Here is a 13,035-nt window from a genome sequence, read left to right on the forward strand (position 1 = left end):
CGGAGCGATCCGGCGGGGGTTTTGCCTTTCAGGCCAGGAGAGCTGCGACGTAGTCGAGACTGGCCCTCAGGTGCTGCGCCAGGTCGGGGTCGTTCTGGACGGCGGGAGAGAAGGGCTCCATCGAGACGAACCCCTGGTAGTCCGCCGCCTTCAGCGCCTGAAGCTGGGCGATATTGCCCACCCGGTCGCCCGGGAAGATCAGGCCGCGCTGGGGTTCCACCAGGTCACCCGGCGCGCCCGGGTCGGTGATGCCCGACATGTGTGCCAGACCGATATGGGCGGGGAAGAGCCGGTCATCGCCGCAGCGGAAGAACTGGAAGGTGTCATAGCAAAGCTGCCAGGGCCCGCCGACCTCCTCCATCGCAGCCACGGCCATTTCCTGGCGCTTCATGGTGGAATGGGTCATGCCAAGCGGCTCGACATAGCCCGTCACGCCATGGGCTTTCAGGATCGGCGCCAGCCCGGCAAGGCCGTCCCGCAGCTGCGCCTCGGAGCGCGCCTGGTCCCAGCCCTCGGGCACATGGACCGGGCAGAGCACCAGCCCCGGCGCGCCAAGCGCGGCGGCATAGGCGGCCAGCCGCTCGGCCTCCGCCGCGCGCTCGGGCGTCCAGTCGTTGAAACGCTGCAACGCGTTGACAGAGGCCACGACGAGCCCCGCATCCTCCAGCCTTGCGCGGACTTCGGCGGCGGGCGTGCCATCGGCGAATTCCCTTCCCTCGATGTCATTGCGGATTTCCACCGCGCCGACGCCCACTCTCTGGGCCAAAGCGATGAAATCGGCAAGGGAAAGCCCCGGCGCGCAGGTCCGGTTGATCGCGAATTTCATTCAGGCCTCGTAAAGCTGGGGTTTGGCGGGAAGGGTGATGGTCTGGGGCAGGCCCGAGGCCAGCCCCGGGATGATCTGCTCGGCAATCGCCGTGGCCGCATAGCCATCCCAGGCCGAGGCGCCCGCAAGGCTGCCGCTGCGGGCCCCCGCGACGAAAGCATTCATCTGGGCGCGGTAGGCCTCGGCAAAGCGCGGCACCCAGTTCATCGGATAGCCATGGCCATGCGCGCCCGCCCGGTTGGTCAGCACCCGGGTCGGCTGCGCCATGGCAACCGTCCCCGCCCGCCCCACCAATTCCGCATGCACGTGATAGCCGTAAGCCGCATTCATGAAGACCTCGGTCGAGATCAGCACGCCCTTGGCGGTCTGCATCGTCACCAGCATCGGGTCCTGGCCCACCACCCGGGCCTCGGTGATCTCGTCGTCCAAAAGCCAGCGCGAGATGTCGATCTCATGCACCAGAGAGTTGGTGATCGGCATGGCCCCCACGAACCAATCGGGCGCCTGGGCATTGCGGTGGATGTTGTGCAAGAGCGCGGGCTCCCCCACGTCGCAGGCCTTCATCGCGAGATATGCCGGGTCAAAGCGGCGCATATAGCCCACCTGCACCAAGCGGCGGCCCAAGGCGACCTCGGCCTCGACCACGCGCCAGGCCTCGGCCGCCGTGGCACCGAGCGGCTTTTCGCAAAGCACCGGCTTGCCCGCCGCGAGACAGGCCAGCGCGAGATCCGCATGGGTTGCATCGGGCGAGGCGATGACCACCGCATCGACCACCTCGATCATCTCATGCGGGTCGCGGTGGGAGCACTCCCCCACCGGATCGCAGGTGGCGGCCAGATGGGCGCCCCGCACTTCGCCCTGCAAGACCCGCGCGTGATCGGCCCCCATGACGCCGAGGCCGATGACCCCAACCCGCAGGCTCATTTGACGTCGATCCAGCGTTCCTCGCGCGAGGAGGCCTGGATCGTCTCGACCAGCGCTTGGATGCGCAGGCCCTTGCGGAAGTTGAAGGGCTCGGGCGCGCCGCCGATGGCCTGGACATAGCCTGCGACCTCGATGGCCTTGAGGTCGTTGAAGCCGATCTGGTGGCCTGCCGCGACGCAGAAAAGGCCATAGGGCGCGTGATCCGGCGAAGCTTCGATCCGGCGGAAGCCCTGGCGGCCCTTGGGGTCTGCGGTGTTGAAGAAGTTCAACACGTTGAAATGCTCTTGGGAGAAAGCCAGCGCGCCCTTGGTGCCATAGACCTCGAAGTCATGCTGCATCTTGCGACCCGTCGCGATCCAGTTGCCCTCGATGGAACCCGAGGCGCCGTTTTCAAACCGCAGGAAGGCGCGGCCGAGGTCGTCGACCGTCACCGCGCGGCGCCCGCCGCGGCCGTCGGGGCGCTCATGGATCATGGTGACGCAATCGCCCATGACGCGGGTGATCGGGCCGCACAGGAACTCTGCCGTGGCCAAGGCATGAGAGCCGATATCAGCCAGCGCCCCGCCCCCTGCCGGGTCGTGGCGGAAGGTCCAGGGCCCATTGGGGTCGGCCATGTAATCCTCAGCATGGAGCCCGCGATAGCCGCGGATCTCACCGAGCTCTCCGGCCTGGATCATGTCACGCGCGAGCGCCAGCATCGGGTTGCAGAGGTAGTTGAAGCCCACCTGGGTCTTCACCCCCCTGGCCTCGGCGGCGAGGGTCATCTCCAGGGCGTCGGCGGCCAGGGGCGCCAGCGGCTTTTCGCAATAGACATGCTTGCCGGCGGCGATGGCGGCCAAGGACATCTCCTTGTGCAGGGCATTGGGCGCGGTGATCGAGACCACATCGATGGCCGGATCGGCGATGATGCTGCGCCAATCGGCGGTGGCCTGTTCGAAGCCCAGGGCGAGGCGCGCGCGCTCGGAGGCCTCGGGCGTGATATCGGCCACGGTGTGCAGATGCAGATCGAAGGGCAGGTCAAAGACCTTGGGGGCCGAGGTGAAGCCGAAGACATGGGCCTTGCCCATGAAACCCGTGCCGATCAGGCCGATGTTGAGACGCTTTTTCATCAGGATACCTTGTTCACGATCAGCGAGGGGTCGAGCCGCCCCGCAAAGAAATCAAGCACGTTCTGCACCGAGGCCAGGGCCATGCGCTCGGCGCATTCCACGGTCAGGGCGGCATTGTGCGGGGTGAGGATGGCGTTTTCCAAGCCAAAGAGCGGATGATCTTGCGCCGGAGGCTCGGCGTCGAAGACTTCGATCCCGGCGGCGCCAAGGTGACCGGCCAGGGCGCGGGCCAGGGCGGCCTCGTCAATGAGGCCGCCGCGTGCCGTGTTGACGACGACCGCGCCGGGCTTCATCGCGGCAAGCTCGGAGGCGCCCAGGATCACCCGGTCCGCACGCGGCAGGTGCAAGGAGACCGCATCGGCCGCGCGCAGGCCCTCGGTCAGATCGGTGACGCGGGTGGCAAGATCGGGCCAGTCGGTCACATAGGGGTCATAGGCCGCGACCTTCATGCCGAAGGCCCGCGCCATCCCCGCCAGATGCCGCCCGATCCGGCCGAAACCCACGATCAGCAGGGTCTTGCCCGCGACTTCATGGGTCTGCAGCCCGTTCCGCCAGGCCCAGTTGCCCGACCTGGTCGCCCGATCCGCCGCGATAAGCCGGTGGGAGGCCGCGAGGATCAGCATCATCGCATGTTCGGCCACGCCGGCCGAATTCACATCCCCCACGATGCAAAGCGGGATGCCCCGGGCGTTCAGCGCCGCCACATCCACCGCATCATATCCCACGCCATGGCGCGAGACGATCTGCAGCCCCGGCGCCTTGGCAATGGACGCGGCCCCCAGCGGCTGGGTGCGGATCACGATGGCCTCGGCCCGCGGCAGGGCCTCTTGATAGGAGGCCTCGGTGATGGCCTCGACATAATCGAAACTATGGCCCGAGCCTTGCAAGAGCTTCAGCCCAGAAGGGTGCAGCTTTCCGGCCACGAGAAGATGGGGCATCAATAGGCTCCCTTTTCGGTGCGGGCTTCGCCTTGGGTCAGCGCGCGGAAACGCGTCACCGCGGCCCCGGCAGCGGCGGAGAGGAAGCGTGAGTCGCCGCCGACCGTGGTCAGGTCGAAGCCCCAGCCGATGGCTTTGGCGGCATAGTCCGGCGTGCCGCAGTGGAGGCCCGCCCGGATGCCCGCTTTCTTGGCGGCGGCAAGGATGGTTTGGATCGCCTCGACCATCTCGGGCTCTTCGCGGTCGAAGCCGGGGGCGAGGCGGCCTTGCGTCAGGCTTAGCGTCAGGTCGGCCGGGCCGATGTAAAGCCCGTCGAGCCCCGGGGTGGCCGCGATGGCATCGACATTGGCGAAGGCTTCCGCCGTTTCGATCATCGCGAGGCCCAGCATATTGTCATTGGCCTCGCCCGCGTAATTGGCGCCGGCGGCGAAAGACACGCGGGTCGGGCCAAAGCTGCGCTCGCCATGGGGCGGATAGCGCAGGCATTTGACGAAGGTCGCCGCATCGGCCGCGGTGTTCACCATCGGGCAGATGATGCCATAGGCGCCCGCATCCAGCGCCTTCATGATCACCCCGGGCTCGTTCCAGGGCACGCGGGCCATGAGCACGGCTCCGCTCGCCCGCATCGCCTGGAACATCGGCAGCACGGCGCTGTAATCCAGCGCGCCATGCTGCATGTCGATGGTGATGCTATCAAACCCCTGCGCCGCCATGATCTCGGCGGTGAAGGGGTTGCCGATGCTGCACCAGCCGTTGATGGCGGGTTTCCCCTCGGCCCAAAGGGATTTCAAACGGTTCGCGATCATGCCCACACCACCTGGCTGGATTTCACGTCGAGGTAATCCCGGATGCCCTCGGCGCCGCCCTCTCGCCCCATGCCGGAGTGGTTGGTGCCGCCGAAGGGCGCCTCCGAGGCTGCCATGGCGAAGGAGTTGATCCCCACCATCCCGGCCTTCAGCGCCGCCACCGTGCGCCGTGCCCGCCCGGGGTTCGAGGTGAAGGCATAGGCCGACAGCCCCATGTCGCAGGCATTGGCGCGCCCAAGCACCTCGGCCTCGTCGCGGAAGCGGGTGATGGCGGCGATGGGGCCGAAGTTCTCCTCGGCCATCACGGCCATGTCATCGGTGCAATCGGCCAAGACGGTGGGCAGGTAGAAATGGCCCGCGTTGAAGCCCGCCCTTGCGCCGCCCGTCACCAGACGCGCGCCTGCGGAGAGCGCGCCTGCGGTGATCTTCTCCATCTCGTCCAGGCGGCCTGCGTTGATCAAGGGCCCCATGCCCACCGTTGGGTCAAGCCCGTCGCCCAGCTTGATCGCCTCGGCCCGCGCCTTGAAGCCCGCGACGAAGGCGTCATGCAGGCTTTCATGGACATAGAACCGGTCGCCCGTCACGCAGACCTGACCGGCATTGGCGAATTTGGTGGGGACGGTGACATTCAGGCAGGCCTCGAGGTCGGCATCGTCATAGATGATGACCGGGGCATTGCCGCCGAGCTCCATCGAGACCTTCTTCAGCGTCGAGGCCGCGTCGCGGATCATCTGCTGACCCACGCGGGTAGAGCCGGTCAGAGAGACCTTGCGGACGCGCTTGTCCGCCATGATCGGCGCATAGGTGGCCTGCGTCGGCCCCACGACCAGCCCCAAGGCCCCTTCCGGCAGCCCCCCTGCCCGGCAGCAATCGACCATGACCATGGCCACGCCCGGCGTCTGGGAGGAGGGCCGGACGATGACGGAACAGCCCGCCGCCAAGGCCGGCGCGACCTTGCGGGCGATCAGCGCCGCCGGGAAGTTCCAGGCGGTGAAGGCGGCCACGATCCCAACCGGCTCGTGGTGGATCTCGAAGCGGCCACCCGGCACGCGGGATTCGACGATGCGGCCATAGATCCGGCGGGCCTCCTCGGCATACCAGCGGAACTGGTCGATGGAGAGCCCCCATTCCCGCCCCGCCTGGGCAATCGGCTTGCCGGTTTCGAGGCTGATCATCCGCGCGGCCTCATCGGTGCGGCGGGTCATCTCGTCGGCAATCTTGTGCAGCGCGTCGGCGCGGGAGAAGGCCGGGGTGGCAGCCCAGGCCTTCAAACCCCGGGCGGCCGCGTCGATGGCGGCCTCGGTGTCAGACACACCCGCCTGGGGGCAATCCCCCAGGGGCTTCTCGCTGACCGGGGAAAAGACCGGGGCGGTTTCGGCCCCCTGGACCCAGGCGCCGCCGATGAACAATCCGAAAGAGCCATACATCACAGCACCTCGGAGACTTGAACGGCACGGCCCTCGGTGGCCGAGAGAAGCGCGGCCTCGGCCAGGACCAGGGCCTGGACCCCATCCTCGAACCCCACCTCCGGCGCAGAGCCGCTTTCGATGGCGGTGACGAAAGCGTCGATCTCGGCGTCGAAAGCCTCGCGGTAGCGCTCGATGAAGAAATCCAGCAGGGGTGCCGCGGCATCGGTCGTGGCGGCCCCGGTCAGGCGCATGGCATGGGGGCGGCGGTTTTCCGAAATCGCCATGCCGGCCGAACCAAAGGCCTCGACCCGCTGGTCATAGCCATAGACCGCGCGGCGCGAATTGCCGATCACCGCCTGTTTGCCCGAAGCGGTGGTCAAGACCACGGTGACCGTGTCGAAATCGCCCAAGGCCGCCATCAGATCGGGCCCCACCAGCCGCGAGCCGGTGGCGAAGACCGTTGTGATCTCCTCGCCCAAGATAAAGCGGGCCATGTCGAAGTCGTGGATCGTCATGTCGCGGAAGATCCCGCCCGAGGCGCGCAGATAGGCCTCGGGTGCCAGCCCCGGATCGCGGGAGGTGATGGTGACCTGATGGACCTCTCCGATCTGGCCCGCCTGAATGGCCAGACGCACGGCGCGGTGGCCGGGGTCGAAGCGGCGCACGAAGCCGAGTTGCACGGGCAGGGTATTGCCCTTGATCCGCTCGGCGCAGGTCTTCACCCGGGCCAGCGACAGGTCGATGGGCTTTTCGCAGAGCACCGGCTTGCCTGCGGCCAGGCAGGCCTCGAGGAGGTCGGCATGGGTGTCGGTCGCCGTGGCGATCAGCACGGCATCGACGCCCGGATCGGCCAGGCATTCCTCCACCGAGGCGAAAACCCGCGCCCCCGTGGTCTTGGCCACCCCAAGGGCGGCCGGCGCATGGATGTCATAGACACCCGCCAGGGCCGCGCGCGGATGGGCGGCGATATTGGCCGCGTGCATCACACCGATGCGGCCGCAGCCCAGAACGGCGATACGGATCATGTGGTTCCCCCTCTGTGCCCCGAGCCGATGGCGGGGGCAGATTCCTTGCAACAATATTCATTGCTTCCATTGCCTATTGTCAATGGTCAATGCAATCCCCTATGCTGAAGCCGCGAATCCGAGGAGGGGAAGATGGCAAGACTGACGATGGCGCAGGCTCTGGTGCGCTGGCTTTGTGCGCAGATGACCGAGATCGAAGGGCAGCGCGTGCCGCTGTTCGCCGGGGTCTTCGGGATTTTCGGCCATGGCAATGTGACCTGCCTGTCCGAGGCCTTGGAGGCCGTGCAGGACCAGCTTCCGACCTGGCGCGGGCAGAATGAGCAGTCCATGGCCCTGGCCGCCATCGGCTTTGCCAAGGCCAAGCGGCGGCGGCAGATCATGGTGGCCACTTCCTCCATCGGGCCGGGCGCCTTGAACATGGTGACGGCGGCGGGGACGGCCCATGCCAACCGCCTGCCTTTGCTCTTGATCGCGGGGGATACCTTCACCAACCGCCTGCCTGATCCGGTGCTGCAGCAGGTCGAGCATTACAACGACCCGACGATCACCGTGAACGACGCCTTCAAGGCGGTGACGCGCTATTGGGACCGCATCACCCATCCGGCGCAATTGCTGCAAAGCTTGCCCCAGGCGGTCGGCGCCATGCTGGACCCGGCCGATTGCGGCCCGGCCTTCATCGCTTTGCCGCAGGACATCCAGGAGATTGCCTTCGACTACCCCGAGGCCTTCTTTGAACCGCGCGTCTGGCGCATCCCCCGCCCCCGCCCCGACCGTGACGCCCTGGCCGAGGCGGCGGCTTTGCTGAAGACCGCCAAGAAGCCCCTGATCATCTCGGGCGGCGGCGTGCGCTATTCCGGCGCCGAAGAGGCCTTGCGCGCCTTTGCCGTCAAGCGTGGCATCCCCGTGGTCGAGACCATCGCGGGCAAGGGCGGCTTGACCCATGACGACGCGGCCCATTGCGGGCCGATCGGGATCATCGGCTCGACCTCGGCCAATGCCCTGGCCGAGGAGGCGGATGTGATCCTGGCCCTCGGCACAAGGTTGCAGGATTTCACCACCGGCTCCTGGACCGCCTTTGCCCAGGATGCCCGCTTCATCGCCATCAATGCCGCGCGGTTCGATGCCTTGAAGCACCGCGCGCTGCCCGTGGTCTGCGACGCCTTGGAGGGTCTGACGGAACTGGACGCCGCCCTGGGCGATTGGCGGGTGGAGCATCTGGCCCGCGGCAAGGCGCTCTTCGCCGAATGGAATGCGCTTTTGGACAGCCACCAGGCGCCCACCAATGCCCCGGTGCCGACCTATGCCCAGGTCGTGAATGTGGTGAATGCCTTCGCCGCCCCCAATGACACGCTGATCGCCGCGGCGGGCGGCATCCCGGGCGAGGTCGCCAAGGGCTGGCGGGTGAAGTCTCCCAACACCTTCGACCTGGAATTCGGCTTCTCTTGCATGGGCTATGAGATCGCGGCCGGTTGGGGTTGTGCGATGGCCCAGGAGGGCCCCGGGAGCCTGGGGGGAACGCCCATCGTCATGCTGGGCGACGGGACCTATATGATGATGAACTCGGACATCTATTCGACGGTGCTTTCGGGTCACAAGATGATCGTGGTGGTCTGCGACAATGGCGGTTACGCGGTGATCTCGCGTCTGCAGCAATTCAAGGGCGTGCCGGGGTTCAACAACCTCTTGCAAGATTGCCGGATCACCGACAAGGCGAACCCGCTGCATGTCGATTTCGCGGCCCATGCGGCCTCGATGGGGGCTTTGTCGCGCAAAGTGGAAAGCCTGGCCGACCTGGCCGAGGCGCTCGACTGGGCGCGGGGCAATGACCGGACCACGGTGATTGCGATCACCACGGATGCCTATTCCTGGGTCCCCGGGGATGCCGATTGGGACGTGGGCGTCCCCGAAGTGTCCAACCGCGAAAGCGTCCAGAAGGCGCGCGAGGCCCAGATCGCCATCCGCGCCAAGCAACGTATCGGAGTCTAATATGAAAGCGAAACTGGGCATTGCCCCCATCGCCTGGTGGAATGACGACCTGGCCGAACTCTCGGACGATGTGTCCCTGGAGGAGTGCCTGCGCCAGGCCTCCGTCGCGGGCTTTACCGGGATGGAGACCGGGCGGCGCTTTCCGATGGATATGGCCGAACTGGGTCCGATCCTGGCGCGGCATGGGATTTCCGTCTGCGGCGGCTGGTTCTCGGGGCTGCTCTTGGATGGCGATATCGAGGTCGAAAAGGACCGCATCGCCGCGCAGCATGCCTTCTTCAAGGCGGCGGGGGCTCCTTGCATCGTCTATGGCGAGACGGCGCGCTCGGTCCAGGGCGTGAAATCCGCGCCCCTGGCCACGAAACCCAAGCTCACCGAGGCCGAGATTGCGACCTACGGCCGCAAGATCTCTGACTTCGCCGACTGGTGCGCCGGGAATGGCATGCCGATCTCCTATCACCACCACATGGCGGCGGCGATCGAGACGGAAGAGGAGCTGGATTTGCTTATGAAGCACTCCACCGTGCCGCTTCTCTTCGATGCGGGCCATATGGCCTTTGCGGGTGGAAATAATCTGCGGGTGATCGAGAACCACCACAAGCGCATCACCCATGTCCATACCAAGGACATCCGCCAGGCCGTGGTGGATGGGCTGGACCGGAGCCGGGAGTCTTTCCTCGATGCTGTCGTGAAGGGGGCCTTCACCGTGCCGGGTGATGGGTCCTTGGACTTCGAGGTTTTGGTCAAGGCGCTCGCCGCCAAGGGCTATGAGGGCTGGTTCGTCGTCGAGGCAGAGCAGGACCCGAAGGTCTCTCCGCCCTTGGAGATGGCCAAGAAGGGCCACAAGGAGCTGCTGCGGGTCATGGCGGCGGCGGGCTACGAGGTGGCCAAATGAACCGGATGGACGGCAAGGTCTGCGTCGTCACCGGGGCCACGCAGGGCCTGGGGGCTGCGATTGCGCGGCGGCTGGCCGCGGCGGGGGCCAAGGGGATCGTGGTCACGGGGCGCAATGCCGAGCGCGGCGCCCTGGTGGCGCGCCACATCGCCGAGGCGCATGGGATTTGGGCGCATTTCGTCCAGGCCGATTTCGGGAATGTGGAGGATTGCCGCAAGGTCGTGGCCGAGACCGACCGGCTCTTCGGCCGGCTCGATGTGCTGGTGAACGCGGGCGCCTCGACCGCGCGGGGGACCATCGTGGACACCTCGCCTGAGACCTTTGACGCGCTTTTCGCCACCAATGTGCGCGGGCCCTATTTCCTGATGCAGGAGGCGATCCGGCTGATGATCGCCAAGGACATCCAGGGCGCGATCTGCAACATCGGCTCGATCAGCGCGCTGGCGGGGCAGCCCTTCATCAACGCCTATTGCGCGTCGAAAGGGGCGCTGACGACCCTGACCGCCAACACCGCCTTCTCCGTCCTCGCCAACCGCATCCGGGTCAACCAGCTGAACGTCGGCTGGATGGCGTCCGACAACGAACGCGGGCTGCAAGAGGCACAGGACCCCGATTGGGAGGCCAAGGCAGCCGCAAAATTGCCCTTCGGCCGCCTGGTCGATCCCGAGGAGGCCGCGCGGGCGGTCAACTTCCTCGTCTCGGACGACGCGGGCCTGATGACCGGCGCCATCGTGAATTTCGACCAATCGGTCTGGGGTGCCGTCGCGGGCGGCATGCCCACGCCGGATGGACCTTTGCGGCTGTAACCCCGCTCCCATGGGAGGCCGCATCGAGGGGGGCGGGATGGAGCAGCCGTCCCGCCCCTTTCCATGCGGGCCCAGACCCGGGGTTTACCCCGGGCTACGCTGTCGAAACAGAGCGACCTTGCCGGAAGGGTGCGCGCGTGTCACTGGCGTAGCCCGGGGTACACCCCGGGTTACCGGCCAATTCTTACGGACCAGTCACCACCGGGATGCGCGGCTTCTCGCCCTGTTGCAGGCCGGCCATCGCCACGCACAGCGCCTGCGCGAGGCACATCGGCGCGGCCAGGCTGCGGGAGAAGGTGTATTCGTGCTCGGGCACCGCAAAAAGCACCCGGGCGGATTTCGCCAAAGGAGATAGCGTCGAGTCGGAAATCGCCACCACGGGCACGCCCCGGGCGGCGGTCTCTTCGACCACGTTCACCACCTCGGTCGCATAGAACCGGAAGCTGACGGCGAAGAGCAGGTCACTGGGACGCGCCACCTTGGCCATATGGGTGGCCAGCCCCCCGCCCGTGTCCAGAAGCACCGTCCGCTTGCCCAGCATGGTCAGGACATAGCGCAAGAGCTCCACCACCGGGGCCGAGCGCAGCTGGCCCGCCAGGTAGATCGTATCGGCCGCCTCCATCAGGGCCGCCGCCGCTTCGATATCCGCCGCGCTGGTATTGGCCAAAAGATCCTGCAACGAGGCCATGTCACGCACCACGAGGTCGCGCAGATGGCCGATGCCGCCCTCGGTCGCGCCCAGCTCATGCTCCAGCGCCTTGATGCGGGCGTCAAAGCCCGGGGCGGCGGTGGAGAGGCGGCGCTGGAAGACCGTCTGCATCTCCTTGAAGCCCTTGTACCCCAGCGTCTGCGCGTAACGCACGAAGCCCGAGGCATGGATGCCGCATTTCTCGCCGATGGCATTGACCGACATGACCGCCACGTCATTGGGGTTCTGCGTCAGGAACAGCGCGATCTTCTGATAGCTTTTCGACGTGTTCTCATAGCGGTCATGGATCAGACGGATCAGGTCTTCATAGGTCTCGGGCGGGCGGTAGTCGGACATGGGCCTCTCCTTTGGGCGTCAGACTAGGGCCCGGGCGCCGCCCGCGCAAGCATTGGACGTTGCGAAGCGGAAAACAGTGTTGGCAATGACCATTGCGTGAGATTGAAATTGACAAAGATTGCGAATCTGCATCTTATGAAGCCCGGCGAATACGCCCGCTGGCCCGGGAAGCCAGCATTCCAAGGGAGGAATACCAATGATGAAGTCCATTCTGCTGGCCACCGTTGCGGTGGCCGGGCTGGCAACGACTGTCCAAGCGGCCGACCTTTCGGTCTGCGTCAGCTGGTCGAACTTCCGCGAAGAGCGCTGGAAGACCGACGAAGCCGCCATCAAGGGCGCGCTGGATGCTGCGGGCGCCAAGTATGTCTCGGCCGATGCCCAGACCTCGGCCACCAAGCAATTGGCCGATATCGAGGGCATGATCACCCAAGGGTGCTCGGCGCTGATCATCCTGGCGCAGGACTCGGCCTCGATCGGGCCGGCCCTGGATGCCGCAGCCGATGCGGGCATCCCGGTTGTGGGCTATGACCGCATGATCGACGATCCGCGCGCCTTCTACCTGACCTTCGACAACGTGGAGGTTGGCCGCATGCAGGCCCGCGCCGTGCTGGAGGCCATGCCCAAGGGCCGCTATGTCATGATCAAGGGCTCGCCCGTCGATCCGAACGCCGACTTCCTGCGCGGCGGCCAGCAAGAGGTTTTGCAGGCGGCCATCGATGCGGGCGACATCACCATCGTGGGCGAGGCCTATACCGACGACTGGCAGCCCGCCAATGCCCAGAAGAACATGGAGCAGATCCTGACCGAGACCAACAACGGCGTCGATGCCGTGGTGGCCTCGAACGACGGGACCGCGGGCGGCGTCGTGGCGGCGCTGACGGCGCAGGGCCTGGCGGGGATGCCGGTCTCGGGCCAGGATGGCGACATGGCGGCGCTGAACCGCGTGGCGCTTGGCACGCAGACCGTCTCGGTCTGGAAGGACAGCCGCGCCTTGGGCAAGGCCGCCGGTGAAATCGCCGTGGCCCTGGCTTCGGGCACCGCGATGGACAAGATCGAAGGCTCGGCCGTCTTCAAGTCGCCCGGCGGCAAGGACCTGAACTCGGTGCTTCTGAAGCCGGTTCCGATCACCAAGGACAACCTGAACGTCGTCCTGGATGCGGGCTGGATCACCAAGGACCTGCTTTGCCAGGGCGGCGCGACCGTCGAGGTCTGCAAGTAAACCCTTCGGACAGAACAGGCGCCGTCCCCCCGGGGGCGGCGCCCTTT

General features: G+C 66.6%; 12 protein-coding genes. 4 read left to right on the forward strand and 8 right to left on the reverse strand.

Annotated features, from left to right (window positions below; translation table 11 throughout):
• Positions 1 to 28: 28 nt before the first annotated feature.
• The 7 genes from GV832_RS17285 to iolG are packed head-to-tail and all read right to left on the reverse strand — an operon-like array spanning position 29 to position 7,037.
• Positions 29 to 826: a TIM barrel protein gene (locus tag GV832_RS17285; RefSeq protein WP_168776133.1), complete on the reverse strand. Its 798-nt coding sequence runs from the start codon at positions 824 to 826 to the stop codon at positions 29 to 31.
• Positions 827 to 1,750 carry a Gfo/Idh/MocA family oxidoreductase gene (locus tag GV832_RS17290; RefSeq protein ID WP_168776134.1) on the reverse strand — a complete coding sequence of 308 codons (924 nt, stop codon included), beginning with the start codon at positions 1,748 to 1,750 and terminating at the stop codon, positions 827 to 829.
• Positions 1,747 to 2,859 carry a Gfo/Idh/MocA family protein gene (locus GV832_RS17295; RefSeq protein ID WP_168776135.1) on the reverse strand — a complete coding sequence of 371 codons (1,113 nt, stop codon included), beginning with the start codon at positions 2,857 to 2,859 and terminating at the stop codon, positions 1,747 to 1,749. The genes GV832_RS17290 and GV832_RS17295 overlap by 4 nt, the downstream gene beginning before the upstream one ends.
• Entirely contained in the window at positions 2,859 to 3,797 is a 939-nt protein-coding gene (locus GV832_RS17300; RefSeq protein WP_168776136.1) for a hydroxyacid dehydrogenase, read from the reverse strand. Before GV832_RS17300 ends, GV832_RS17295 begins: the two co-directional genes overlap by 1 nt.
• The gene (locus tag GV832_RS17305; protein WP_168776137.1) at positions 3,797 to 4,603 is read right to left on the reverse strand and encodes an HpcH/HpaI aldolase family protein; all 807 of its coding nucleotides are present in this window, start codon (positions 4,601 to 4,603) and stop codon (positions 3,797 to 3,799) included. Before GV832_RS17305 ends, GV832_RS17300 begins: the two co-directional genes overlap by 1 nt.
• Complete coding sequence (locus GV832_RS17310; RefSeq protein ID WP_168776138.1) at positions 4,600 to 6,030, reverse strand: NAD-dependent succinate-semialdehyde dehydrogenase; 1,431 nt, start codon at positions 6,028 to 6,030, stop codon at positions 4,600 to 4,602. The genes GV832_RS17305 and GV832_RS17310 overlap by 4 nt, the downstream gene beginning before the upstream one ends.
• Complete coding sequence (gene iolG, locus GV832_RS17315; RefSeq protein ID WP_168776139.1) at positions 6,030 to 7,037, reverse strand: inositol 2-dehydrogenase; 1,008 nt, start codon at positions 7,035 to 7,037, stop codon at positions 6,030 to 6,032. Before iolG ends, GV832_RS17310 begins: the two co-directional genes overlap by 1 nt.
• Positions 7,038 to 7,169: 132 nt before the next feature.
• Between iolG and iolD the strand changes: the two genes are divergently transcribed.
• From iolD to GV832_RS17330, 3 genes are read left to right on the forward strand one after another with little or no spacing between them, the layout of a single operon-like run.
• On the forward strand, positions 7,170 to 9,023 hold the full coding sequence (iolD, locus tag GV832_RS17320) for a 3D-(3,5/4)-trihydroxycyclohexane-1,2-dione acylhydrolase (decyclizing) (RefSeq protein WP_168776140.1): 1,854 nt from the start codon (positions 7,170 to 7,172) through the stop codon (positions 9,021 to 9,023).
• Between the two features lies 1 nt (position 9,024).
• Entirely contained in the window at positions 9,025 to 9,918 is an 894-nt protein-coding gene (gene iolE, locus GV832_RS17325) for a myo-inosose-2 dehydratase (protein WP_168776141.1), read from the forward strand.
• Positions 9,915 to 10,724, forward strand: a complete 810-nt coding sequence (locus GV832_RS17330; RefSeq protein WP_168776142.1) for an SDR family oxidoreductase — start codon at positions 9,915 to 9,917, stop codon at positions 10,722 to 10,724. The genes iolE and GV832_RS17330 overlap by 4 nt, the downstream gene beginning before the upstream one ends.
• 184 nt (positions 10,725 to 10,908) lie before the next feature.
• Here the strand turns inward: GV832_RS17330 and GV832_RS17335 are convergent, their stop codons facing one another.
• Positions 10,909 to 11,769: a MurR/RpiR family transcriptional regulator gene (locus tag GV832_RS17335; protein WP_168776143.1), complete on the reverse strand. Its 861-nt coding sequence runs from the start codon at positions 11,767 to 11,769 to the stop codon at positions 10,909 to 10,911.
• Positions 11,770 to 11,965: 196 nt separating this feature from the next.
• On the opposite strand from GV832_RS17335, the gene xylF reads away from it, so the two are divergent.
• Positions 11,966 to 12,988, forward strand: coding sequence for a D-xylose ABC transporter substrate-binding protein (xylF, locus tag GV832_RS17340; protein ID WP_227754502.1), 1,023 nt, complete (start codon positions 11,966 to 11,968; stop codon positions 12,986 to 12,988).
• The last annotated feature ends 47 nt before the right edge of the window (positions 12,989 to 13,035 follow it).

It is taken from the genome of Stagnihabitans tardus (assembly GCF_009925085.1).
In the GTDB taxonomy this organism is placed as follows: Bacteria; Pseudomonadota; Alphaproteobacteria; order Rhodobacterales; family Rhodobacteraceae; genus Stagnihabitans; species Stagnihabitans tardus.